Origin of the sequence: Flavobacterium sp. 103, from assembly GCF_003096795.1 — a bacterium.
Classification (GTDB): Bacteria; Bacteroidota; Bacteroidia; order Flavobacteriales; family Flavobacteriaceae; genus Flavobacterium.
This window is the reverse complement of sequence record NZ_QENX01000001.1, coordinates 1,435,757-1,458,813: the sequence shown is the minus strand read 5'-3', so window position 1 is coordinate 1,458,813 and position 23,057 is coordinate 1,435,757. Positions and strand designations below refer to the sequence as shown.

The window sequence follows — 23,057 nt, the reverse complement described above, 5'->3', positions numbered from 1 at the left end:
ATGGAAATTCAAACGATCCTCTCGGAGGTGAAATATAAAGCAGTAAGAAGTAGTGGCGCTGGAGGACAAAACGTTAATAAAGTTTCGTCCAAAGTAGTGCTTACTTTTGACTTGTCTAGTTCTCAAGGATTTTCGCAGGAAGAAAAGTTGCTTTTAGAAGCTAATTTGCAAAACAGACTAACGGCCGATTTAGTATTAATCTTGAATTGCGATGAAGACCGTAGCCAACTCAAAAACAAAGAGATTGTTACCAAGCGTTTTTTGGAAATAATAAAAAAAGGATTGCATGTTCCCAAAGAACGAAAGCCTACAAAAATTCCAAAGTCAGTAATCCGAAAGAGGATTAAGGATAAAAAAAGCCTGTCCGTAACCAAACAAAATAGGAGGAAACCAGATTTTTAAATTTTTTCGCAATTCATAATTTATAATTCACAATTTATAATTAGTTTTGCGTCGTCTCAAAGGGGTGCTCCAAATAACGAGCTGAGATCATACCCAAAGAACCTGGGCGGGTAATGCTGCCAAGGGAAAAAACGACAAAAAAAAATAGCGTGCACACTATCTATTTGTTGTAGAACAATCATTTATTAATTTAAACAAAAGAATAATTCCCCCTTTTATTCGTAATTTTTTACGGATGAAAAATTTATTTAGCTTTAAAAGCACCAACTTGAAAACGACTCAATTCTCAAAACGTTTTCTATTTTCTATTTTCTTTTCTATAACATCGTTACTCTCTTTTGCGCAAGTAAAAGACAGCACAAAAGTCAATCAACTCGATGAAGTTTTGGTTTCGGCTATACGTGTGACCACAAAAACGCCTGTAACGTTCAGTAATTTGGATAAAAAAGACATTAAAGCCAGAAATTTAGGTCAGGATATCCCTATTTTGATGAATTACTTGCCTTCTGTGGTAACTACTTCGGATGCCGGAAATGGCGTGGGTTATACTGGAATTCGTGTGCGTGGTAGTGATGCTACCCGTGTGAATGTAACTATCAACGGAATTCCATACAACGATTCTGAAAGCCAAGGAACCTATTGGGTAAATATGCCTGATTTTGCGTCGTCGGTAGAGAGTTTGCAATTGCAACGCGGTGTGGGAACTTCTACAAATGGAGCTGCAGCTTTTGGCGCGAGTTTGAATATGTTGACCGATTCTTATTCAGATAAGGCTTCGGGTGAAATTTCCAGTTCTTACGGAAGTTTTAATACTTTTAAAAATACTGTGAAATTTAGCACAGGTTTGATGAATGATCATTTTGAAATTGCAGGTCGTTTGTCGGTATTGAAATCGGATGGATATGTTGATCGTGCAAGTTCTGATCTTAAATCGTATTTTCTTCAAGGAACTTATGTGGGGAAAACGACTTTAATCAAAGCACTGGCTTTTGGTGGAACCGAAAAAACGTACCAATCTTGGTTTGGCGTCGATGCGACTACTTTAGAAAGTGACCGAACGTTCAATGCTGCCGGCATGTTTACAGATGAGTTTGGTAATATTCGTTTTTATGACAATCAAACTGACAATTACCAACAAGATCATTATCAATTGCATTGGAATGAAAGAATTTCTGAAAATTGGAGTACGAATCTGGCATTTCATTATACAAAGGGTAAAGGATACTATGAAGAGTATAAAGAAGATCAGGGTTTTACTGATTATGGTTTAGCACCAATTCCTGTTGCGCCAACTGTAAATACGACTGATCTTGTGCGTCAAAAATGGTTGGATAATGATTTTTACGGAACGACTTTTTCTGCCAATTATAAAAAAGACAATTGGGACGTCATTTTAGGAGGTGGATGGAATAAATATCAAGGAGACCATTTTGGAAAAGTTATCTGGGCAAGATACGCTTCACAAACCGAGTTGGGTGATCATTACTATGATGATTTTGCTTCGAAAACGGATGGTAATATTTTTGCAAAAGCGAATTATAAAGTAGCTGATAAATGGAGTTTGTTTGCCGATTTGCAATTACGAAACGTTACGTATAAAGCAAATTCGACAGAAACAGGTTTGGTGGACGATAATTTTAATTTCTTTAATCCAAAAGCGGGTGTTACTTATGAATTGAATGAAATCAACAGTTTGTATTTCTCCTACGCTAGAGCGAACAGAGAACCCAATAGAACCGATTATGAAAATGGAAGTCCAAAACCAGAGAAGCTAAATGATTTTGAGTTGGGATGGCGTTATATTTCGGATAAAATTAAGCTGAATGCCAATGCGTATTATATGAAATACCAAGACCAATTGGTTTTGACAGGAGAATTGAATGATGTGGGCGCTCCAATAAGAGCCAATAGTGGTGACAGTTACAGGCTCGGAGTGGAGTTGGATGCTACTTTTCAACTTTCGGAAAAATGGGTGTTGCAACCGAATTTGACTTTGAGCCAAAACAAAAACAAAGATTTTTATTTTACAAGAGACGGTGTTTTGCAAAATTTAGGAGACACTAATATTGCTTATTCGCCAAATGTAGTGGCAGGTAACCGTTTGGGATTTACACCTATTCGTGATTTTCAAATATCCTTGTATTCCAAGTTTGTGGGAGAGCAGTATATGGCAAACATAGACTCTGAAGGTTCAAAATTGGATAGCTATTTTGTCAATGATTTGAATGTGTCTTATGAGTTTAGACCTAAAACTATTTTCAAATCAATTTTGATTTCGGCTTTAGTCAATAATATTTTTGATTTGAAGTATGTGAGTAATGGATATTTTTACACGTATGATGATGATTACAGTAATCCGCCTGCTATTACAACAATTGAAGGGGCGGGATATTATCCTCAAGCTGGTATTAATTTCTTGGTAGGATTGAGTTTGAAGTTTTAGAAAATAATATCTTGGTTACGCGTGAAGGATGGAAGCAAGTTACCGAAGTAACGCGGACAGCCTGACAGCATAAAGGAAAGGGAGCGACTCACCAGTACGATGAGTAGCTCCCTTTTCTTTATGGTGACACGCCCGAACGGACTTAATTATAAACACGAATAAGGGTTTCACTTATTACTTGTACGCGGTATTGTTTCATTGGGTAAGTCGCTGCTGTAGTTGCTTGACCTGTGAAAAGATTGTATTCTTTTTTGTCACAAGAACAAACGGCATTGATCCCATTGATAGTCATTGTTGAGCAAGAACTTAATTCTTGATTAGGGCAAGCAGCATCAAAAGCATTGTAGCCACTTCCTGTATAGATGACAATTATACCTCTAGCACCCGCATCAGCATAATAAATTGGATTACTAACGTACTTTAAGTTTGAATAAAGGGGAAAGTTCAGATTCAAGTCTACTGAGAAAGAATAATTGGGTATATATGGGTTTTTATTGGAGTTTTCATTGTTGCTGCATCCCAGGAAAAAAAGCGAGATAATAATTATAAGGAAGTATTTTTTCATGTCAAAAATTAAGTGTAAACTATTAGCGAAACAAATTTAATTTATTTAACTTTGAATTTGTTATGATTAACATATAATTGTAAACTAAAAACAAAAATATACTATCTTTGTGGAAAGAAATCCCGTCCTGATGGGATTTTTTCTATTTTATATAAATGACGAAATTATGAGCGCAATATCTTATTACACAGCGGAAGGATTAAAAAAATTAAGAGACGAATTAGATTATTTAAAAAGTGTGATGCGCCCAAAGGCATCTGCAGATATAGCTGAGGCAAGAGATAAAGGAGATTTATCGGAGAATGCAGAATATGATGCAGCCAAAGAAGCTCAAGGAATGCTTGAAATGAGAATTGCAAAATTGGAAGAGGTGCATTCTAATGCAAGATTAATTGATGAAACACATTTGGACCTTTCTAAAGTGTTGGTTTTGTCGATTGTGAAAATCAAAAACCAAACCAATGGAATGGAAATGAAATACACATTGGTAGCCGAAAGTGAAGCTGATTTGAAAACTGGTAAAATATCGGTTACTTCTCCTATCGGGAAAGGTTTATTGGGTAAAAAAGTAGGCGAAGTTGCTGAAATTACAGTGCCTAACGGTGTATTAAAATTTGAAATTCTTGAGATTTCAAGAGAATAGTTTTTAATTGTTAAATCGTTTATCTAAATAATCGATTTTAGAAATAAATCAATCAAAATGAGTTCTATTTTTAAAAAAATAATCGACGGAGAAATCCCTTGTTACAAAGTAGCAGAGGATGAAAATTTCTTGGCTTTTCTAGATGTTAACCCAAATGCAAAAGGACATACACTTTGTATTCCTAAGAAAGAAGTAGACAAGTTTTTTGATATTGAAGATGATTTGTATCTTGGTTTGATGGCTTTTTCCAAAAAAGTGGCCATTGCCTTGGAGAAAACGGTTCCTTGCAAAAGAATTGGAATGGCTGTTATAGGACTTGAAGTACCTCATGCACATGTTCACTTAATTCCTTTGAATGAAATGGGAGAAATGACATTCAGACACAAAGTGAGTTTGACAAAAGAAGAATTTGAATCTTTGGCGAAAAGTATTCAGGCAAATTTGTAAAAGTATAAAGGCTAAGAACACGAATCTTTTGAAAGTAATTTAAAAGGTTCGTGTTTTTTTATGCCTAAAAAAGGGATAGTTATGAAAAACATGTTTTTATTTTTGATGTTTACTGTTGTCAGTTTTGGTCAAACAAAAGGAATTTATGATTTGGTTGATGCTAAAATGGACAAGATTCCTAATAATTTGAGTAACACAACTGTTGGAATTGCAGAATATATCAATGCTAATTTCAAATCTGAAAATGATAAAGTAAGAGCTGCTTTCTATTGGACAGCCTCAAACATCAGCTACGATATTGAGAATATAGAATCCATTGATTACAAAGAGATTTCTCAGGATAAAATAAAAAACGCGGTGCTAACCAAAAAAGGAGTTTGTATCCATTATGCTGAGGTTTTTAATGATATTGTCAAAAAAGTGGGAGTCAAATCCTATCTCGTTTACGGTTATACCAAACAAAATGGGAAAGTAGATATACTCTCACATGCTTGGTGTGCCGCTAGAATTGACAATATTTGGTGGCTTTTTGACCCCACTTGGGGAGCGGGTTATGTTGACAAAAGAAAGTTTTTTAAGAAAATAAGCAATTTAAATTATAAGGTTGCCCCAAATCAATTTATTGCATCGCATATGCCTTTTGATTATTTATGGCAGTTTTTAAATCAGCCAATTACGAATCAAGAATTTATTGACGGAAAGATTCAGTTGAATAAAACTAAAGTCAATTTTGATTTCGTTACTCAAATAGGGGAGTATGATAATATGTCGGATCTGGATAAAGCAAAAATGACTTTAAGTCGAATGGAGAAAAATGGAATCAGAAATAAATTGATTCAAGAGATGGCTCTTTCAAAAAAGAGTGATGTTGATGCCTTGCAGAATAATGAAGCGATGGATAAGATGCAGGCAATAAGTGACGATTACAATCAAGCGATAGCAATGTTTAATGATTTTATTTATTATAGGAATAATAGATTCAAACCAGTCTTGCCAGACGAAGAGATTAAAGCTATGATTGAATCTCCAAAACAGAAAATAATGGATTGTCAAAGCCGCATTTATAAAATTGGTGCTTATAATGACAGCAATACTGCAAGTGTAAAATCATTAAAAAATTCTATCATTGATGTTCTCAAACAAATCGAAGTACAAGAAAAATTTGTAAACGACTATTTAAGCAAAAGTAAATCTGGGAGAAAAGGAATGTTTAACACGACGACTTTTTTCGGAATCCCGGTTAGATAAGAGCGCTTGCTGCTTCAGGTGACAGTATTTTGTCAGACGAATTGTTAAACATATAAGTCATATAAGTTTTTAGTCGAAACAAATGAAGTAAAATTAAAAGTTCATTCAAGTAAAGATATTTGACTTATATTCTCTTTTTAACGACTAAGCGAATAAACAGTTTTAAAAAACTTATGTGACTTATATGTTAAAAATTAAATATAGCTGATAAAATCTACGTTTTCCTTAAGATAATTTGCATCGTTGTTCCTTTTCCTATCTCAGAATGCAGTACTTTGATAGTGCCCTTGTGGTATTCCTCAACAATTCTTTTGGTTAAGGAAAGCCCAAGTCCCCATCCTCTTTTTTTGGTGGTAAAACCGGTTTCAAAAATACGATGGAATTCTTTTTTAGGAATGCCACTACCAGTATCGGTTACGTTTATTTTTAGATGATGATTGTCTTCTTCAATTTCCATTGACAATTTTCCTCTTCCTTTCATCGCATCAATGGCATTTTTGACTAGATTTTCTATCGTCCAACTGTGTAAAGTGGGATTCAGAAAAATGCGTATTGGTTTGGAAGGCGCTTTGAATGAAAATTCAATTTGGTCCGAAAAACGAGAAATTAAATAATTATAAGATTGTTTGGTTTCTTCAACTGCGTCTTTTAATTCTAATTTGGGTTCGGAACCAATTTTAGAAAAACGATCGGTAATAGTCAGTAAACGTTCGATATCTTTTTCGATCTCAAGAGTTATGGATTCATCAATATTTTCCATTTTTAAAATTTCCAGCCAACCGATTAAGGAAGAAAGAGGAGTTCCTATTTGGTGAGCCGTTTCTTTAGCCATTCCTGCCCACAATTTGTTTTGGGTTGACATTTTGTGGCTGAGGTAAAAATTATAAATAAGAATGCCACACAAAACGATGATTAGTGACAAAGCGATTGGATAATATTTCAGTTTGTCTATCAAGGAAGAATTGCCATAATATAATTCCTGTGATTTTCCTGGGGCATAAATGATTTTGATAGGCTCATTTTCGCTTTTTAATTCGTTCAAATATTCAATAGCCCTTTTTTTGTTTTTTATGATTTCCTCGTCAATATTTACGGAGTTAATAATGCTGTCATTCTCAGTCAATATAAGCGGAATCGTGGTGTTATTGTTGAAAATTTGTAGTGGTAAATCCACTTCGGTATTTTCTTGGGCATTTATTAATGTTTTTTCGGCTGTAGCCCAAAGATTCATTTTTATTCGCTCCTCATTTTTGAATATTTGAAAAAAAGTATAGGTATTCCAAAGAATAATGGTAATTATCAAAAAAGAAATAAAAATAATGATCCAACGTATGGGGTTGCTATTTTCAGAAAAATTCATAAAAGTAAATTTGTGGTATAAATATAACGAAATAATGGACTTTGGATTGTGTAGGTGCGAAAAATCATTGTATTCATTTTATCGATCATCATTGTTCTTTGGAGCTAATTCCTGCTGTCCACTATATCTTTTGTGCCGAACCCCGGCACAAAAGGATGTCGTTTCCATCAGGGCTAGGGCATTTATTCTCCTAATATAATTGTTGAATTATCGATAATCTAACTGCTATTTTGTTATTTTTGTCCAAATAAAAATTTTATGATTAGCATTGATCCAAAAAGCATAGACACCGTAAAACTACAGGGTTACTTACAAAGCTCAGTTGGGCCTCGACCTATTGCTTTTGCTAGTACTATCGGTAAAAATGGAATTCCAAATTTGTCTCCTTTTAGTTTTTTTAATGTGTTCAGTGCCAATCCGCCAGTGCTTATTTTTTCACCTGCAAGACGCGTAAGGGACAATACGGTTAAACACACCTTGATAAATGCCGAAGCCACTTCCGAAGTCGTAATCAATGTAGTGAATTATGATATGGTGCAGCAAACTTCTTTGGCCAGTACAGAATACGCGGAAGGTGTTGACGAGTTTTTAAAAGCTGGATTTACGCCGGTTCCTTCCGATGTGGTAAAACCATACCGAGTAAAAGAATCGCCTGTGCAGTTTGAATGCAAAGTGACGCAGATAATTCCTTTGGGAACAGAAGGTGGTGCAGGGAATTTAATTCTTTGTGAAGTGGTTCGTATTCATATTAATGAAGCGGTGTTAAATGAAAATGGAGCTATCGATCAACATAAAATTGACTTGGTTTCAAGATTGGGAGCCAATTGGTATTCCCGATCAAATCAAGGATTGTTTGAGGTGCCAAAACCGCTTACAACTCTGGGAGTTGGAGTTGATTCAATACCTGATTTTGTTAAAAATAGTTCCGTTTTTGATGGAAACGATTTAGGGATGTTAGGGAATATTGAAGCCTTGCCTACTAAAGAGGAAGTTAGTATATTTGTAAACCAAAATTTTGCAGTAAAGGCCGTTTTGAGTTCTGATGACCTTGAAAAACAGCACTTAGAAGCCAAAAGATATCTTTTAGACAATGATGTACTTTCGGCATGGAAAGTGCTTTTAGCTAAAAAAATAGAATCAAAGTAACAATAATAAAACAAAAAGAAGATGGAAGTATTAGGAAAAGTTAAAGTTGTTAATCCTGAGCAACAAGTAAGTGCGGCATTCAAAAAAAGAGAACTTGTTGTTACTACAGATGAGCAATATCCACAACACATTTTAATTGAATTTACTCAAGATAAATGTGATTTGCTAAACAGTTATAATATTGGTGAAGCTGTAAAGGTTTCTATCAATTTGAGAGGAAGAGAATGGGTTAATCCACAAGGAGAAACAAGATATTTCAACAGTATTCAAGGTTGGAGAATTGAAAGATTGGCTGCAGATGCACCAGCTCAACAAGCGCCAGCAATGCCAGCTGCTGCAACTTTTGCGCCAGCAACTAACTTAAATGAAGAAGAAGCAGACGATTTGCCATTCTAAGACAAAAAGAAGTCAAAAGTTAGAAGTCAGAAGTTTGAGTTTACTTGAATTTCTGGCTTTTTTGTTTTTGAAATTGCCATTGATATTGAAATCTAGAAATGTATTATTTATCTAAAGATTTATTCTTTCCTCCAGTTTCTCACGCCGACAGCGATGGAATTCTTGCCTTTGGAGGTGACTTGACTCCAGAGCGTTTGCTGCTAGCTTATAGAAGCGGAATTTTTCCTTGGTTTAATGAAGGGGAACCCATTATTTGGTGGTCACCTAATCCAAGAATGGTATTATTCTTGGACGAATTGATTGTTTCCAAAAGTATGCGAAACATCCTAAACAGGAACATTTTTACAGTTACTTTCAATCAAAACTTTAGGGATGTTATTTCCAATTGCCGGCAAGTAAAACGCGATGGACAAACAGGAACTTGGATTACCAATGAAATGATTGAAGCTTATTGCAAGCTCAACGAACTTGGAATGGCAAAATCGGTTGAAGTTTGGCAAAATGACCAACTAGTTGGCGGATTGTATGGAATCGATTTGGGGCATATTTTTTGTGGAGAAAGTATGTTTTCGTTGGTTTCCAATGCTTCTAAAGTGGCGTTTATTGCTTTAGTAAGTCAGCTTAAAAAAGATAATTATCGTCTGTTAGATTGCCAAGTTTATAACGAGCATCTTGAAAGTTTGGGCTGCAGAGAAATAGATCGGGAAGCGTTTATGGTAATTTTGAAGAGTAAATAGTTTAAAAAAGACAGCATTGTTAAAAGTTTTACCATATAAGTAATATAAGGACATATAAGAGTTTAACGTTCTAGCTTAAATGAACTTATATTACTTATATGGTTAAAATTTTATTTTTGTAAAACTCCAATTCAAAGTGCTGAACAATACCAATTCGTTCTTTAAAGAAGGTAAATCCATTATAAGTTTCAACGTTTCGTGAGCCATCATGGTGCCAATTATTCCGGGTAAAGTTCCCAACACGCCATTCATATTGCAATTGGGCACGTCTTTCGGGTTGGGAGGTTCCGGAAATAAATCCCGAAGATTTTTGCTTCCGTTGTGATTGAAAACGGCCAATTGCCCTTCAAATTTCAAAATACTTCCATAAACCAATGTTTTTCCTAAAGCCACGCAAGTGTCATTGACCAAATAGCGGGTTTCAAAATTATCCGATCCATCAACAATAAAATCATAATTCTTGATAATTGTAGCGGCATTTTCGGAGGTCAGTTTTTCTTCGAATGCCACGATGGAAATCAAAGGATTCATTTCTTCCAATGTTTCTTTTGCTGTTATGGCTTTGCTTTTGCCGACCTGGTTTTGTGTATATAAAATTTGACGATGGAGGTTATGAATTTCAATTTTATCAAAATCTACAATTCCGATAGTGCCAACACCTGCGGTAGCGATATATTGCAAGATAGGGCAGCCCAATCCGCCGGCACCAATGACCAGTACTTTTGCTTTTTTTAGTTTTACCTGCCCTTCGTCTCCTATTTCGGCTAGCATCATTTGGCGGTTGTATCTTAAATATTCTTGAACTATACTCATGGGATTTTAGATTTTAGATTAACGATTTCATAATTTTTGATTGAAATGAAAGCTATAGGTTTGCTATGCCTTATTGTTATTTTGAGTTAGATTTGATAATTAATTATAATTTTAGGGTTATACATCTGCAATCAAAAATCGTTAATCAAAAATCTGCAATCATAACTTCTATCCCAATCTTTCCAAACCGGTTCGTATCCTTTGCCAGTAATTATTTTGGCAATTTCTTGGGCCGAACGTTCGTCGCTAATCTCAAATTGTTCCAAAGATTGTGGGTCAACGATGTAACCGCCCGGATTGGTTTTGGATCCTGCACTCATACTCGTTACGCCAATTGGAATGATATTATTCCTGAAAATTTCATTCTCACGAGTGGAAATAGAAATCTCCAAATCTTCATTCCACAAGCGATACGCACAAATCAATTGCGTTAAATCTTTATCGTCCATAATAAAGTTGGGTTCGATAATTCCTTCAGCAGGCCGCAATCTCGGAAAGGAAACTGAATATTTTGTCTGCCAATAGGTTTTTTGCAAATATTCTAAATGCAAAGCATTAAAAAAACTGTCCGTTCGCCAATCTTCCAGCCCCAATAAAACACCCAATCCAATCTTGTGAATTCCAGCTTTTCCAATTCGGTCGGGTGTTTCCAAACGAAAATCAAAATTGGACTTTTTGCCTCTGGTATGGTACTTTTTGTACACCTCCTGATGATAGGTTTCCTGATACACCAAAACTGAATACACTCCAGCTTCGTGCAGTTTTTGGTATTCCTCGGTGGAAAGGGGCTGTACTTCCACCGAAATGGTTGAGAACTGCTCTTTTATTTGATCAATTGCATTTAGGAAATAATTGATGTTTACGGTGTAATTGGCTTCTCCCGTAACCAATAAAACGTGATCAAAGCCTGCTGTTTTCAAGGCTTCGACTTCCAGTTTTATTTCAGAATCTGATAATGTTTTGCGTTTGATTTTGTTATCCAAACTGAATCCGCAATAGGTGCAAATGTTTTGGCATTCATTGCTTAAATAAAGCGGAGCATACATCTGAATGGTTTTTCCAAAACGCTTTTTGGTCAATTCATGGCATTCTTGTGCCATTTGCTCCAAATAGGTTGTTGCTGCCGGCGAAATCAAAGCCATGAAATCGTCAAGGTTTCTTTTGCTTTTTGCCAATGTTTGTTCCACTTGTTTGATGGTCGTTTTGTATATTTTGGTTTGAATAGTATCCCAGTCGTATTGTTCAAAAACGGATTTGAATGTGTTCATAATTTTAAACGCAAAGAGCGCTAAGTTTTTCGCAAGGTTCGCAAAGCTTTGCGGGCTTAGCGTTCTTTCTTTGTGAACTTTGCGGTTAAATAAATATTATTCATATAAAAACGAAGTCAAAGGACTTGAAGCAACTGCATGTTTGTATTGTTGTCCCAGTTTTGCCTCAAATGCTTTTCGTCCAGCGATTACGGCTTCCTTAAAGGCTTCGGCCATCAATTTTGGATTTCCGGCTACGGCAATTGCGGTATTGACTAGTACTGCATCAGCTCCCATTTCCATTGCTTTTGCGGCATCGGATGGTGCTCCAATTCCAGCGTCGATAATAACCGGAACCAAACTTTGTTCGATGATTATTTCCAGAAAATCTATAGTTTTCAATCCTTTGTTGCTTCCGATAGGGGAACCCAATGGCATTACAGCTGCTGTTCCTGCATTTTCCAAATGTTTGCACAAAACCGGATCGGCGTGAATGTAAGGCAAAACGATGAATCCTAATTTAGCCAGTTCTTCAGTGGCTTTCAGGGTTTCTATGGGGTCGGGCATCAAGTATTTCGGGTCGGGATGAATTTCGAGTTTTAACCAATTTGTTTCCAGTGCTTCTCTGGCCAATTGCGCCGCAAAAATAGCTTCTTTGGCATTCCGTGCTCCAGAAGTATTGGGCAATAAATTTATTCTCGGATGTTTCAAGTGATTTAAAATCGCATCGGTGTCGGTTTCCAGATCGATTCGTTTTAAGGCCACGGTTACCAATTCACTTTCGGAAGCCAGTATTGCTTCTTTCATTTCTATATTGGAACCAAATTTCCCAGTTCCTAAAAATAATCGGGACTCTAGTGTTTTGTCTCCTATCCTAAACAATGACATTGCCATATAATTTCTCGTTAAGTTGTGTAATGAGTTCTTGTTTGTCATCGCTTTTGGTAATAATTCCAGAAACTGCAATTCCATGAATTCCTGTTTTAATCAGAGTATTAACATCTCCCAAGGTAATGCCTCCAATAGCATAAACGGGTACATCAATTTGCGCCTGTTCCATTTGAATAATTATGGAACGATAACCTTCTATTCCAAGTATTGGACTGAGATTGTCCTTGGTTTTTGTGTGTTGGAAAGGCCCTAAGCCAATATAATCACAGCCGTTGTTGGCTTGACGGATTATATCTTCATAAGTGTTTGCGGTCGCACCGATGATTTTTGTTTTACCCAGTATGGCTCGTGCATCTGCAACGCCCATATCCGAAAGGCCAAGATGAACACCGTCAGCATTAATGTGCTCTGCCAAATGCACATCATCATTGATGATGAAATTGGCTAGATATTCTTCACACAAAAATTTGGTGGCTTCCGCCAAAGCCAGTGCTTTTTTCGGTTTTTGATGTTTGAATCGCATTTGTATCCAATCACAGCCATTGTCGAGGGCTTGATGAATGTTGTACAATTGTTCTTCGACGCTTTCTCCTTGAGAGATGTATTGTAGTTTGTTATACATGATGGAATCCTAGTTTAGTTGGGTTAGATAGTAAATAGTTTTCAGTATATGTTTTTGCATTTCCACAAGCTGTTTGCAGATTTTGACCCAATGCAAGGTGGGTCGTAATTGCGGAAGATAGTACGCAGCCTGAGCCGTGTTTTTCATAACATTCGATTGTTTTTGGCAGATATGTATAAATGTTATTTGTAGTAAATAAATAATCGACTCCAATTTCATTACTGTTATGTCCGCCTTTTAGTAAAATTGGACAATAATCAGAATAGAATTTTGCTATCTTTTGCGGGTCTTTTTCTTCAGGATTAAAATGTTTGATTTCGTTGTAATTTGGAGTAATCAACACAATTTGTTGCAGGATTTCGATCAAAGTCTCCTGATTTTCTATGGACAAAAAATCAAATTCGGTTGAAGATTTCAAAATTGGATCCCAAATAATTTTGATTGATGGTGAATGCTTTTTTAGGCAAAAAACAATTTGTTTCAAATAATCCAATGATGGTACAATGCCTATTTTAACAGCGCTGATGACATAACTATTCAAAAGGGTTGTTATGGATTCTAAAACAAAATCGATAGCTGTCCATTGGATTTTATGGAACACATTTTCGGTTTGAATGGTATTGGCAGTGTTGATGGCAAAACCATACACTTTATGTTGCTCAAAAGTTTTGATGTCTGCCAAAACCCCCGCTCCACCCGAAGGATCAAATCCTGCGATTGTTAAGACGATTGGACGATTTTCTGACATGATTTAAAGTTTTTAATGGGATTGTTTTGATTCCAAATGGTTCCTAGCAAGGCTACATTATCAAAGCCATTTTGTAATGTTTGCTCCGCGTTTTTTGATTCTATTCCGCCCAAAGCGATGAGTTTTGTCGAATAATTAGTTCTGCTTTTAATGACTTGAAACCAATCTATTTTTGAAAAATAATTTTCTTTAGAAATGCTTGGAAAAATAGGGCTCAAAAAAGCATATTCAAACACGTGATCCAAAGCATTGAAATCTTCCATATTATGAACCGAAGTCGATAAATGGAAACCTTTTGTTTTGTATGTTTCAAATGCTGATTTTCCGAATATGGTTGCTGTTTTTTTTCTTTCGCTTTCGCTAAAGTGAATACGATTTATACCAAATGACGAAGTCAAATGATGATGGCTGTGCAAAACCAATTGTCCTCTTAAATCCGATTTTATTTCCGACAAGTATGATCTCATTTCTGCGGCAGATAAATCAGGTTTGCGAATATGAAGCAACTCCAATCCATTCCCAAAAAGAGAATGAATGGTGTCGATTTCATTGGCTATCGAAACTGGATTTGTGATTACAATCATAATCTATTTTCTTAGATATAAATTTCTTTACCCTGTTCAATAAACTCTTCTGATTTTGCAGCCATACCTTTTTCGGCTTCGGCGACATCACGGATTTCCTGTGATATTTTCATTGAACAGAATTTAGGGCCGCACATCGAACAGAAGTGTGCTACTTTGGCGCCATCTGCCGGTAATGTTTCGTCATGGAATTCTCTTGCTGTATCTGGATCTAGAGATAAATTGAACTGGTCTTCCCAACGGAATTCGAAACGCGCTTTACTCAAGGCATTGTCGCGGTATTGCGAACCGGGATGACCTTTGGCCAAGTCGGCAGCGTGTGCGGCAATTTTATAGGTTATCACTCCGTCTTTGACATCTTTTTTGTTGGGTAAGCCTAAGTGTTCTTTTGGCGTTACATAGCATAACATTGCGCATCCGTACCAACCAATCATTGCAGCTCCAATGGCAGAAGTGATGTGGTCATAACCTGGAGCAATATCAGTTGTTAATGGGCCCAAAGTATAAAAAGGCGCTTCATCGCAATGTTCCAATTGTTTATCCATGTTTTCTTTGATCATGTGCATTGGGACGTGACCGGGGCCTTCGATGAAAACTTGGACATCGTGTTTCCAGGCTATTTTTGTCAGTTCGCCAAGTGTTTCCAATTCGGCGAATTGTGCGGCATCATTGGCATCGGCGATGGAGCCTGGGCGTAAACCGTCTCCTAGAGAGAAAGCGACATCGTATTGTTTCATGATTTCGCAAATCTCTTCAAAATGGATGTAAAGGAAGTTTTCTTTGTGATGAAATAAGCACCATTTTGCCATAATCGAACCGCCTCGGGAAACAATTCCAGTAACTCGGTTTGCGGTTAAATGAATGTATCGCAATAATACTCCGGCGTGAATAGTGAAATAGGAAACTCCTTGTTCGGCTTGTTCTATAAGGGTGTCACGAAATACTTCCCAAGTTAAATCTTCGGCGATTCCGTTTACTTTTTCGAGGGCTTGGTAGATAGGCACAGTTCCGATTGGAACTGGGGAATTACGGATAATCCATTCTCTGGTTTCGTGTATGTTTTTTCCTGTGGATAAATCCATAATGGTATCGGCTCCCCAACGGCAGGCCCAGACGGCTTTTTCAACTTCTTCCTCGATGCTTGACGTTACGGCACTATTCCCGATGTTAGCGTTTATTTTTACCAAGAAATTGCGTCCCACAATCATAGGTTCACTTTCGGGATGGTTGATGTTGTTTGGGATAATGGCGCGACCTCTGGCGACTTCACTCCTTACGAATTCGGGGGTGATTTTGATTTTTGGGGTTTGGGCTCCAAAACTATGGCCTTGGTGTTGGCATTGCATGGCTTGGGTTTGCTCGTTCAGTTGTTCGATGCGCTGGTTTTCTCGAATGGCTATATATTCCATTTCGGGAGTGATGACACCTTGTTTGGCGTAATACAATTGTGAAACATTGGCTCCTTTTTTGGCACGCATTGGTTTGTGTAAATATTCAAAACGTAAGTCGTTTAATTTTTCGTCATTCAAGCGTGTTTTTCCATATTCTGAGGAGATTTCGGTTAGTTCTTCTACGTCATTGCGGTCTAGTATCCATTGTTCGCGAATACGGGGCAATCCTTTTCTGATGTCGATTTCGATATTGGGGTCGGTAAAAGGGCCGGAAGTGTCGTAAACGGTTACGGGTGGATTTTTTTCGATTCGTCCGTTGGACATTTTGGTGTCAGCCAAGGAGATTTCTCGCATGGCTACTTTTATCGGGTGGATTTCTCCCTCGATATATATTTTTTTGGAGTTTGGAAAGGGGGTTCTAGAGATTTTTTCTTCGTTGTTCATAGCTTTTGCTTTTATGTTGTGAGTAGTTATCTTTTTAGTTGAAAATGAAAAGTTCTTGGTTTGGGGGATTGCGTGAGGGATAGAAGCTGGCTACCGAAGTAGCGCGGATAGCCCGACAGCATTGGGGAAAGGGGGCGAATAAGCGTAAAGCTTGGTTGCCCCCTTTTCCTAATGGTGGCACGCCCAAAAGGACATGATTATTTTACCCGCCTTGTGTGGCAGAAATGATGAGAATGTCGTCTGTTGGGTTTAGGAAATGAGAATTCCAATCGGATTTTGGAATCACGGTATTGTTAATGGCTAGGGCGATTCCGTTTTGTTTTTCGGGAATTTCCAAGTCAAGAAGCGCTTGCACAGTGAGACTGTCAAGGGGGAATTGTTTGGTTTGATTGTTGATTTTTAGTTCCATTCCTTTTTGAATTTAGTATAAGTTATACTTTAGGAATGGCTAGAATAGTACACGCAATGGTACATGGAAGTCATCTTACTTTTCCCTACGCTAGTATGAACTAGATCAGGTTCAGAGGGTAAAATCTCAGCCTGCGATTGCAGACACCCCTAAAGTGTGAAGCAAATGTAATTAAAAAAGTTTAGAAGTTTAAACGTTTAAAAGTTTAAAGTTGTTACAGGTGTAACTTGTGTTTTGGAGGATTAAAACGGTAATTGTGTGTTAATTTCTTTTCCAACAATCGGCTACGTGGTCGTCGACCATTCCGGTGGCCTGCATGTGGGCGTACACTACGGTGGAGCCGACAAACTTGAATCCGCGCTTTTTTAAGTCTTTGCTGATGGCATCGGAGAGGGGAGTTGTAGCTTGAACTTCGCTCAGGCTTTTTCGGTTGTTTACGATTGGTTTTCCATCGACAAAGCCCCAAATGTACTTGGAAAAACTGCCAAATTCGTCCTGAATTTTCATAAAGGCTATTGCATTTGAAACTGCAGAATAAACCTTGAGTTTGTTTCGAATTATACCTGAATCTTGGAGTAAATCCTGAATTTTATCTTCGGAATAATTGCCTATTTTTTTATAGTCGAAATTGTCAAAAGCGTTGCGGAAATTTTCTCTTTTGTTTAAGATGGTAATCCAACTTAATCCCGCCTGGAATGTTTCGAGAAGCAGGAATTCGAAAAGTTTTTGGTCTTCATAAACGGGAACGCCCCATTCTTCGTCGTGGTATTTTTGGTATAATTCGCTCGAATTGCACCAAGCGCATCTTGTGATTTCTTTTTGCATTATTTGTTTATTTCCCAGTGGTAGCCTTTTACGGAAGGAATGTAGGCTGATCCGTTATTAAGTATCAATTCAGTGTATATTTTTTTATTGTATTTAATGCCGATTGCACCCCCCGATACATAGGTTTTGTTTTTTTTGAACGTGAAAATCATAGTATCGTTTTCGAATTCGGCATCCGAGACTTTTTCCACAAGCCAAGTGGAGCCCCAGTTGAAATATAATTTGTTTGGTCCGACGCAAGTTACATGTTTTATCAGATCTACCGCTTCTTTAGGGAATTTGTATTCTTCAATAAGTTCTCTTTTGGAGTACGATTTCCCTACCTGAGCTTGTCTCAATAAGTTTCTTAAGGGAGTGTTGACGATAGTTTCTGCCTTTTCCGCTGTAGGTGTTGCAATAGTTACAACGATTTGATCTTGATTATTGCTATTTTTTTGGGTGCTTTCGTTTGAAATTTGTGAATTTGGGATTTGTCTTTGTATAGCTGTAGCCAGACCTGAGTCTGAATCATTATCAGTGTCTTCTGTTTCTGTGTTTTCAGTTTCAGTATTTGACCCTACGTTTTCAGTCTTTGTGTCTGGAGTGGCTGTTGTAATGTTTGAAGTTTGGGTGTAATTGGTTTCTATTTCCCCCTTTTCTTCAGGTTCATTTTTCCCACAACTAAATAGGGAAGCAAGAAATATAAAAGAAAGTATTATTTTAAAGTTCTTCATGATTAGAGCGTTATGATGCTTAATTACTCAAATTTAAACTTTTTTTTAAAATCTTAATCATAAGAATTGTTGAAAAGTGCAAAAAAAATCCCAAACATATAATGAATGGGATTTAATTTTTTGCAATTTATGTTTGGACTATAAGCTTAGTATATTTGTTTTACACCTTTAGCATTGTCAAATACATAACTAACTAACCATGCGATTTGACCTTGTTTAGCGAAATAAATCTTTTTGCTTTGTATGTTAGGAATAACTTCAAGCGAAGTTTCCAAAAGATTAAAAGCAGCGATTAAGTATTTTTGTTGGTAAGTGTTCAATACTTTTTTCATTTCAACATTACTTTCAGCACTAGTCACAAATCTTTGATAATTGTTTTCTGCAATTGTTCTGATAGCTAGGATATCATCATATTGTACCTGAGTAAAGTTTTCTTCGGCTTTTGCTCCATTTAAAAGAGTGTAAAAAGCCCAAGCTGCACCGCCAGAGATGTAAACATTACTTTTATCTTGTGATTCCGCTCTACTTGTATACATTTTTTTGAAACTCTCTCTCATAGTTGGTAAATAGTCAAACAAGTTTTCGTTGAATTCGAAAACCGTTTTTTGTTTACACTTTTTATTGATGATTTCAGTCAAAGTTACTGTTCCAAGATCACATGAAATTGGGAAAAATACAGATGAATCGTTGATGTCTTTAGCATAACCTCCTTTAGTATTTCCACCACCTATGTCAATAATAACAGAATTTAAATAGTTTTTAGGAGGAATACAGCCTCTCAAAAGTAATTTTGCTTCTAGTGATGAGGAGATGATTTCTATTTTTTTATTTGTCAACTCTTTTATTTTCACTACTAAATCATTAGTGTTTGTCGCAAGACCAACACCTGAAGAGGCAACCACGAAAATATTTTTGTCTTCAATCTTGTATTCATTAAGCATTTTTTTGTAGTTGTTGTAAACTACTGCGCCTGCTTTATCAATGTCTTCTTTTAATAAAGTACCGTCTATTCCGATACCAGCTGCTATACCTACGTTTTCAGTCCAAAACTCCTTTACATCGTAGGTGTTTCTTTTAATACTTTCAACTTGAAGAACGGTCATTTTGATACCTTTACTTCCTATTTCAATTCCGCCATAGAGTTGGGCCTGTGCTGTGTAGGTAAAGATTAGGCCTATTATTAAATAGTAAATTTTTTCTTTCATAATTATTATTATTTGGGGTTAATGCTGTTTGCAAATCTATATTAAAAATCTATAATTTCCTTTTTTTTAATGTTTTTTTTGAATAACTTTTTTTTTAACCAAAATTGTTTTAGAATTGTTATAAAATTATTATGTTTTTTAACTACTTGATTGTTGGTTGATTGAAAAAAAAATCTATTTTTGCCAAAATGAAAAAATTTTTTGCCCCAAAAAAAATTAATTATGATAAAAAAATACCTAGACAATTTTAAAGATTTTCCAAAAGAAATTTGGATACTTACTTTAATCACATTCATCAACAGAGCAGGGACCATGGTGATTCCCTTTCTCTCAAAGTACATGAAAGAAAATTTAGAATTCAGTTACAGTCAAATTGGCTGGGTGATGGTTTTCTTTGGAGCTGGTTCTATAATCGGAACATGGCTTAGTGGTAAATTATCTGATAAGATCGGCTTTTATAAAGTGATGGTCTTCAGTTTATTTGCTAGTGGTATAGTGTTTATTTTGTTGCATTATGCAACTACTTTTGAGGAGCTATGCGTAGGAATACTTGTATTGACAACTATAGCCGATATGTTTAGGCCTGCGATGCTTGTGTGTTTAAAGACATTTACCACAAAAGAAAACAGGGCTCGTGCTTATTCATTAACCCGTGCAGCGATTAACTTGGGATTCCTTTTTGGGCCAGTCCTAGGTGGATTGATTATTATGCAGTTGGGATATGAATATATATTTTATGTTGATGGAGCGACCTGTATCTTGGCAATAATTGTTTTCATGTTTTTTGTGAAAGAAAAGAAATTGCAAGTCAAATTGAAAAAACATCACGAGAACGCTGTTAAGAAAGTTTCAGTAATGAAAGACAAGCCTTTTATGCTTCACTTGGTAATTTGTTTGATTACAGGAATATTATTTTTCCAGATTTTTACAACTTTGCCTCTGTATCATAAAGAGCGATTTAATATGTCAGAGTTTGATAGCGGATTGCTTTTGAGTTTAAATGGACTGCTTATTTTGCTTTTCGAACTTCCAATTGTAAATTATGTAAGCAAAAATAAAATCAATAATCATAAAGTAATTTCTTTAGGGTTATTGCTTATGGCAACTAGTTTTTTACTTCTGTTGTTTCCTTGGGAAGCTATTTTGATTCCTATGATGCTTTTTATGACATGTGGAGTAATGTTGACTTTCCCATTTGCTAATTCATTCGCAATGGAGAGATCTAATGAGATGCAAGAAGGTAAGTATATGGCAGCTTTTACCATGAGTTACAGTTTTGCACATATTTTAAGCGCTAAAACAGGTATGGAAATCATTCAGAATTCTGGCTATGAGTCGAATTGGATGTTTATGACGGTTCTTGGTATGGCAGGTACTTTACTTGTTTTCAAGTTGTCTAAGATGGTTGAAAAAGAAGAGTTGAAAGAGAGAATGATACCCGTAGAAAGTAACGAAAATAATTAGTTTGGTCTACTTTTAAAAGGTGGTTCAAGACTAATAAAAAACAGAATAATAATTAAAAACAGCAGTAAACTTTTGTTCACTGCTGTTTTTTTTTTGCTCTAGGCTTATTGCTTTTTTTGTTGATGCTTTGTTAAAAGTTATTAATTGTTTTTTTGTTAAAGTGTTTTTAGAAGCCTAGATCATAGCAGTGTTTTTTGCCCTGAAAACTTATTTTAAAATGATTAAGAAAAGGCATAAAAAAATCCCATTTCGTAATGAAATGGGATTTTATATGTAAACGAAAATCTAAAATTAGATATATCGTTGATGTAATCTAATTGATTATCCTAAAGTAACTCTTTTGAAACCTGTAATTTCAACATTGAATCCTTTAACGTAATCACCAACTTTTTTACTGTCATCTTTGATGAAGTTTTGATCTAATAAGGCTTTCTCTTGATCTAAAGTAGTGTTGTCAGAGATGAAACGTTGAACTTTTCCTGGAATAATTTTATCCCAAATTTGTTCTGGTTTACCTTCAGCTTTTAATTCAGCTTTAGCATCTTCTTCAGCTTGTTTGATAACTTCTTCAGTTAATTGAGAGTAAGAAATATATTTAGGAACATTTTTTAAAGTTTTTCCTAAACGTTTTGCTTCTTCATTTTCTTTTTCGATTATAGCAATACGAGCAGCAAGTTCAGAAGCAACGAAAGCTGGATCAAAATCTTTGTAAGATAATGTATCAGCTCCCATAGAAGCAACTTGCATAGAGATGTCTTTAGTTAAAACGTCACCATTAGCAATTGGTGCAGAAATTGCAGTTAATGCAGCAATTTTGTTAACGTGAACGTAAGATCCAACGAAAGCACCTTCTAAAATTTCAAAACCACCGATTTCGATTTTTTCACCGATAACACCGGTTTGCTCGATTAATTTTTCAGCAACAGTAATTCCGTTGAAATCTGAAGCTAAAAATTCTTCTTTAGAAGAGAAGTTAATAGCTCTTTCTACTAATTCTTTAGCCAAAGTTACGAAAGCCTCATTTTTACCTACGAAATCTGTTTCGCAGTTTAAAGTGATGATAGCTCCTTTAGTTTTGTCAGCATTAATAAAAGAAACAGCAGCTCCTTCAGAAGACTCACGGTCAGAACGGTTAGCAGCAACTTTTTGTCCTTTTTCTCTAAGGTTTTGTATAGCTTTATCGAAATCTCCTTCAGCTTCAACTAAAGCTTTTTTACAGTCCATCATTCCGGCACCTGTAGTTTGTCTTAATTTATTTACGTCTGCAGCAGTAATTGTTGCCATAATATAATGTGTTTAATGTTATAAAAGTAAAAATTCCAATTTTCAAATCCCAAATTCCAATTTTATTAAATTATCAACATACTGTTTCTAATTTTTTATGGAATTTGGAATTTAAAATTGGAATTTAAAATTTGATTTATTCTTCAGTTGCTGGAGCTACAGGAGCTTCAACTGCTGGAGTTTCAGCTACAGGAGCTTCTGCTTCAGCAACAACTTCAGTAGCATCAGTTTCTTTATCAGAAGTTCTATTTGCAAGACCGTCGATAATTGAAGCAGTTACTAAAGATAAAATTTTATCAATTGATTTAGAAGCATCATCATTTGCAGGGATAACATAATCTACTTCACGTGGATCAGAGTTTGTATCAACCATTGCAAAAACTGGAATGTTTAATTTTTGAGCTTCTTTTATTGCGATGTGTTCAGCTTTGATATCTACTACGAACAATGCTGCAGGAAGTCTAGACATATCTGCGATTGATCCTAAGTTTTTCTCTAGTTTTGCACGAAGACGATCAACTTGTAAACGCTCTTTTTTAGAAAGGGTCATGAAGGTACCATCTTTCTTCATTTTATCAATAGTAGCCATTTTTTTAACAGCTTTACGGATAGTTACGAAGTTAGTTAGCATTCCACCAGGCCATCTTTCAGTGATGTAAGGCATGTTTGCAGCTTTTGCTTTATCAGCAACGATGTCTTTTGCTTGTTTCTTGGTAGCAACAAATAATATTTTTCTACCTGATGCAGCGATTTTTTTCAAAGCGTCATTTGCTTCTTCAATTTTTGCTGCAGTTTTATATAGATTGATAATGTGTATACCATTACGCTCCATATAAATGTAAGGAGCCATATTTGGATCCCATTTTCTAGTCATGTGTCCAAAATGAACACCTGCTTCTAGTAATTCTTTTACTTCTACTTTGTTTGACATTTTTTGTACTAGTTTACGTTCTGTTGATTAGCAATGCATGAATGGCGATAGATCGGCTACATACATTTAGATGCTAAACTAATTTCCAACCTCGGTCGG

24 protein-coding genes and 1 riboswitch are annotated in these 23,057 nt (G+C 35.9%); of the genes, 9 read left to right on the top strand and 15 right to left on the bottom strand.

All coding sequences use genetic code 11. From position 1 onward, the window contains the following. Both arfB and C8C85_RS05985 read left to right on the top strand, forming a co-directional pair. Positions 1–402: an alternative ribosome rescue aminoacyl-tRNA hydrolase ArfB gene (gene arfB, locus C8C85_RS05990; protein WP_116796260.1), complete on the top strand. Its 402-nt coding sequence runs from the start codon at positions 1–3 to the stop codon at positions 400–402. Between the two features lie 235 nt (positions 403–637). Continuing rightward, the gene (locus C8C85_RS05985; protein ID WP_116796259.1) at positions 638–2,845 is read left to right on the top strand and encodes a TonB-dependent receptor; all 2,208 of its coding nucleotides are present in this window, start codon (positions 638–640) and stop codon (positions 2,843–2,845) included. 142 nt (positions 2,846–2,987) lie between these two features. Here the strand turns inward: C8C85_RS05985 and C8C85_RS05980 are convergent, their stop codons facing one another. Further along, positions 2,988–3,410 (bottom strand): Rieske (2Fe-2S) protein, encoded by a 423-nt coding sequence (locus C8C85_RS05980; protein WP_116796258.1) that lies wholly within the window; start codon positions 3,408–3,410, stop codon positions 2,988–2,990. 166 nt (positions 3,411–3,576) lie between these two features. On the opposite strand from C8C85_RS05980, the gene greA reads away from it, so the two are divergent. From greA to C8C85_RS05965, 3 genes are all read left to right on the top strand, one after another. Continuing rightward, on the top strand, positions 3,577–4,053 hold the full coding sequence (gene greA, locus C8C85_RS05975; RefSeq protein WP_116798394.1) for a transcription elongation factor GreA: 477 nt from the start codon (positions 3,577–3,579) through the stop codon (positions 4,051–4,053). 57 nt (positions 4,054–4,110) lie between these two features. Further along, positions 4,111–4,500, top strand: a complete 390-nt coding sequence (locus C8C85_RS05970; protein WP_116796257.1) for an HIT family protein — start codon at positions 4,111–4,113, stop codon at positions 4,498–4,500. A gap of 81 nt (positions 4,501–4,581) precedes the next feature. Next, positions 4,582–5,748 carry a transglutaminase domain-containing protein gene (locus C8C85_RS05965; protein ID WP_165818100.1) on the top strand — a complete coding sequence of 389 codons (1,167 nt, stop codon included), beginning with the start codon at positions 4,582–4,584 and terminating at the stop codon, positions 5,746–5,748. Positions 5,749–5,962: 214 nt separating this feature from the next. Here the strand turns inward: C8C85_RS05965 and C8C85_RS05960 are convergent, their stop codons facing one another. Further along, positions 5,963–7,108 carry a sensor histidine kinase gene (locus tag C8C85_RS05960; RefSeq protein WP_116796255.1) on the bottom strand — a complete coding sequence of 382 codons (1,146 nt, stop codon included), beginning with the start codon at positions 7,106–7,108 and terminating at the stop codon, positions 5,963–5,965. A gap of 258 nt (positions 7,109–7,366) precedes the next feature. Between C8C85_RS05960 and C8C85_RS05955 the strand changes: the two genes are divergently transcribed. The 3 genes from C8C85_RS05955 (at position 7,367) to aat (ending at position 9,387) form a co-directional block, all read left to right on the top strand. Beyond that, a complete protein-coding gene (locus C8C85_RS05955; RefSeq protein ID WP_116796254.1) occupies positions 7,367–8,254 on the top strand; it encodes a flavin reductase family protein in 888 nt (295 codons plus the stop codon). Between the two features lie 21 nt (positions 8,255–8,275). Further along, entirely contained in the window at positions 8,276–8,650 is a 375-nt protein-coding gene (locus C8C85_RS05950; RefSeq protein ID WP_116796253.1) for a DUF3127 domain-containing protein, read from the top strand. A 98-nt stretch (positions 8,651–8,748) separates the two neighbouring features. After that, positions 8,749–9,387 (top strand): leucyl/phenylalanyl-tRNA--protein transferase, encoded by a 639-nt coding sequence (aat, locus tag C8C85_RS05945; RefSeq protein ID WP_116796252.1) that lies wholly within the window; start codon positions 8,749–8,751, stop codon positions 9,385–9,387. A gap of 102 nt (positions 9,388–9,489) precedes the next feature. Here aat and C8C85_RS05940 read toward each other — a convergent pair whose 3' ends face one another. From C8C85_RS05940 to C8C85_RS05890, 11 genes are all read right to left on the bottom strand, one after another. Then, positions 9,490–10,200 carry a HesA/MoeB/ThiF family protein gene (locus tag C8C85_RS05940; protein ID WP_116796251.1) on the bottom strand — a complete coding sequence of 237 codons (711 nt, stop codon included), beginning with the start codon at positions 10,198–10,200 and terminating at the stop codon, positions 9,490–9,492. Between the two features lie 131 nt (positions 10,201–10,331). After that, positions 10,332–11,468: a 2-iminoacetate synthase ThiH gene (gene thiH / locus C8C85_RS05935; RefSeq protein WP_116796250.1), complete on the bottom strand. Its 1,137-nt coding sequence runs from the start codon at positions 11,466–11,468 to the stop codon at positions 10,332–10,334. Positions 11,469–11,564: 96 nt separating this feature from the next. Next, a complete protein-coding gene (locus tag C8C85_RS05930) occupies positions 11,565–12,341 on the bottom strand; it encodes a thiazole synthase (RefSeq protein ID WP_165818099.1) in 777 nt (258 codons plus the stop codon). Next, a complete protein-coding gene (locus C8C85_RS05925; protein WP_116796248.1) occupies positions 12,322–12,960 on the bottom strand; it encodes a thiamine phosphate synthase in 639 nt (212 codons plus the stop codon). The genes C8C85_RS05930 and C8C85_RS05925 overlap by 20 nt, the downstream gene beginning before the upstream one ends. Continuing rightward, positions 12,953–13,708: a hydroxymethylpyrimidine/phosphomethylpyrimidine kinase gene (locus C8C85_RS05920; RefSeq protein WP_116796247.1), complete on the bottom strand. Its 756-nt coding sequence runs from the start codon at positions 13,706–13,708 to the stop codon at positions 12,953–12,955. The genes C8C85_RS05925 and C8C85_RS05920 overlap by 8 nt, the downstream gene beginning before the upstream one ends. Continuing rightward, positions 13,681–14,292, bottom strand: coding sequence for a thiamine phosphate synthase (locus C8C85_RS05915; RefSeq protein WP_116796246.1), 612 nt, complete (start codon positions 14,290–14,292; stop codon positions 13,681–13,683). The genes C8C85_RS05920 and C8C85_RS05915 overlap by 28 nt, the downstream gene beginning before the upstream one ends. 11 nt (positions 14,293–14,303) lie before the next feature. Continuing rightward, complete coding sequence (gene thiC, locus C8C85_RS05910) at positions 14,304–16,127, bottom strand: phosphomethylpyrimidine synthase ThiC (RefSeq protein WP_116796245.1); 1,824 nt, start codon at positions 16,125–16,127, stop codon at positions 14,304–14,306. Between the two features lie 202 nt (positions 16,128–16,329). Continuing rightward, the gene (gene thiS, locus C8C85_RS05905) at positions 16,330–16,536 is read right to left on the bottom strand and encodes a sulfur carrier protein ThiS (RefSeq protein WP_116796244.1); all 207 of its coding nucleotides are present in this window, start codon (positions 16,534–16,536) and stop codon (positions 16,330–16,332) included. A gap of 65 nt (positions 16,537–16,601) precedes the next feature. Then, positions 16,602–16,697, bottom strand: a riboswitch (TPP riboswitch). Positions 16,698–16,797: 100 nt separating this feature from the next. Next, on the bottom strand, positions 16,798–17,361 hold the full coding sequence (locus C8C85_RS05900; protein ID WP_116796243.1) for a DNA-3-methyladenine glycosylase I: 564 nt from the start codon (positions 17,359–17,361) through the stop codon (positions 16,798–16,800). Next, positions 17,361–18,074: a hypothetical protein gene (locus C8C85_RS05895; RefSeq protein WP_116796242.1), complete on the bottom strand. Its 714-nt coding sequence runs from the start codon at positions 18,072–18,074 to the stop codon at positions 17,361–17,363. Before C8C85_RS05895 ends, C8C85_RS05900 begins: the two co-directional genes overlap by 1 nt. Positions 18,075–18,220: 146 nt before the next feature. Further along, positions 18,221–19,279, bottom strand: coding sequence for an exopolyphosphatase (locus C8C85_RS05890; protein ID WP_116796241.1), 1,059 nt, complete (start codon positions 19,277–19,279; stop codon positions 18,221–18,223). 222 nt (positions 19,280–19,501) lie between these two features. On the opposite strand from C8C85_RS05890, the gene C8C85_RS05880 reads away from it, so the two are divergent. Next, the gene (locus C8C85_RS05880) at positions 19,502–20,743 is read left to right on the top strand and encodes an MFS transporter (RefSeq protein ID WP_116796239.1); all 1,242 of its coding nucleotides are present in this window, start codon (positions 19,502–19,504) and stop codon (positions 20,741–20,743) included. Between the two features lie 321 nt (positions 20,744–21,064). Here the strand turns inward: C8C85_RS05880 and tsf are convergent, their stop codons facing one another. After that, the gene (tsf, locus tag C8C85_RS05875; RefSeq protein WP_116796238.1) at positions 21,065–22,027 is read right to left on the bottom strand and encodes a translation elongation factor Ts; all 963 of its coding nucleotides are present in this window, start codon (positions 22,025–22,027) and stop codon (positions 21,065–21,067) included. Between the two features lie 136 nt (positions 22,028–22,163). Continuing rightward, a complete protein-coding gene (gene rpsB / locus C8C85_RS05870; protein WP_116796237.1) occupies positions 22,164–22,958 on the bottom strand; it encodes a 30S ribosomal protein S2 in 795 nt (264 codons plus the stop codon). Positions 22,959–23,057: the final 99 nt, after the last annotated feature.

Bases quoted from the DNA above. Each gene is read 5' to 3' on its own strand.
- arfB (WP_116796260.1), top strand. From the start codon at position 1: ATGGAAATTCAAACGATCCTCTCGGAGGTGAAATATAAAGCAGTAAGA.
- C8C85_RS05985 (WP_116796259.1), top strand. From the start codon at position 638: ATGAAAAATTTATTTAGCTTTAAAAGCACCAACTTGAAAACGACTCAA.
- C8C85_RS05980 (WP_116796258.1), bottom strand. From the start codon at position 3,410: ATGAAAAAATACTTCCTTATAATTATTATCTCGCTTTTTTTCCTGGGA.
- greA (WP_116798394.1), top strand. From the start codon at position 3,577: ATGAGCGCAATATCTTATTACACAGCGGAAGGATTAAAAAAATTAAGA.
- C8C85_RS05970 (WP_116796257.1), top strand. From the start codon at position 4,111: ATGAGTTCTATTTTTAAAAAAATAATCGACGGAGAAATCCCTTGTTAC.
- C8C85_RS05965 (WP_165818100.1), top strand. From the start codon at position 4,582: ATGAAAAACATGTTTTTATTTTTGATGTTTACTGTTGTCAGTTTTGGT.
- C8C85_RS05960 (WP_116796255.1), bottom strand. From the start codon at position 7,108: ATGAATTTTTCTGAAAATAGCAACCCCATACGTTGGATCATTATTTTT.
- C8C85_RS05955 (WP_116796254.1), top strand. From the start codon at position 7,367: ATGATTAGCATTGATCCAAAAAGCATAGACACCGTAAAACTACAGGGT.
- C8C85_RS05950 (WP_116796253.1), top strand. From the start codon at position 8,276: ATGGAAGTATTAGGAAAAGTTAAAGTTGTTAATCCTGAGCAACAAGTA.
- aat (WP_116796252.1), top strand. From the start codon at position 8,749: ATGTATTATTTATCTAAAGATTTATTCTTTCCTCCAGTTTCTCACGCC.
- C8C85_RS05940 (WP_116796251.1), bottom strand. From the start codon at position 10,200: ATGAGTATAGTTCAAGAATATTTAAGATACAACCGCCAAATGATGCTA.
- thiH (WP_116796250.1), bottom strand. From the start codon at position 11,468: ATGAACACATTCAAATCCGTTTTTGAACAATACGACTGGGATACTATT.
- C8C85_RS05930 (WP_165818099.1), bottom strand. From the start codon at position 12,341: ATGGCAATGTCATTGTTTAGGATAGGAGACAAAACACTAGAGTCCCGA.
- C8C85_RS05925 (WP_116796248.1), bottom strand. From the start codon at position 12,960: ATGTATAACAAACTACAATACATCTCTCAAGGAGAAAGCGTCGAAGAA.
- C8C85_RS05920 (WP_116796247.1), bottom strand. From the start codon at position 13,708: ATGTCAGAAAATCGTCCAATCGTCTTAACAATCGCAGGATTTGATCCT.
- C8C85_RS05915 (WP_116796246.1), bottom strand. From the start codon at position 14,292: ATGATTGTAATCACAAATCCAGTTTCGATAGCCAATGAAATCGACACC.
- thiC (WP_116796245.1), bottom strand. From the start codon at position 16,127: ATGAACAACGAAGAAAAAATCTCTAGAACCCCCTTTCCAAACTCCAAA.
- thiS (WP_116796244.1), bottom strand. From the start codon at position 16,536: ATGGAACTAAAAATCAACAATCAAACCAAACAATTCCCCCTTGACAGT.
- C8C85_RS05900 (WP_116796243.1), bottom strand. From the start codon at position 17,361: ATGCAAAAAGAAATCACAAGATGCGCTTGGTGCAATTCGAGCGAATTA.
- C8C85_RS05895 (WP_116796242.1), bottom strand. From the start codon at position 18,074: ATGAAGAACTTTAAAATAATACTTTCTTTTATATTTCTTGCTTCCCTA.
- C8C85_RS05890 (WP_116796241.1), bottom strand. From the start codon at position 19,279: ATGAAAGAAAAAATTTACTATTTAATAATAGGCCTAATCTTTACCTAC.
- C8C85_RS05880 (WP_116796239.1), top strand. From the start codon at position 19,502: ATGATAAAAAAATACCTAGACAATTTTAAAGATTTTCCAAAAGAAATT.
- tsf (WP_116796238.1), bottom strand. From the start codon at position 22,027: ATGGCAACAATTACTGCTGCAGACGTAAATAAATTAAGACAAACTACA.
- rpsB (WP_116796237.1), bottom strand. From the start codon at position 22,958: ATGTCAAACAAAGTAGAAGTAAAAGAATTACTAGAAGCAGGTGTTCAT.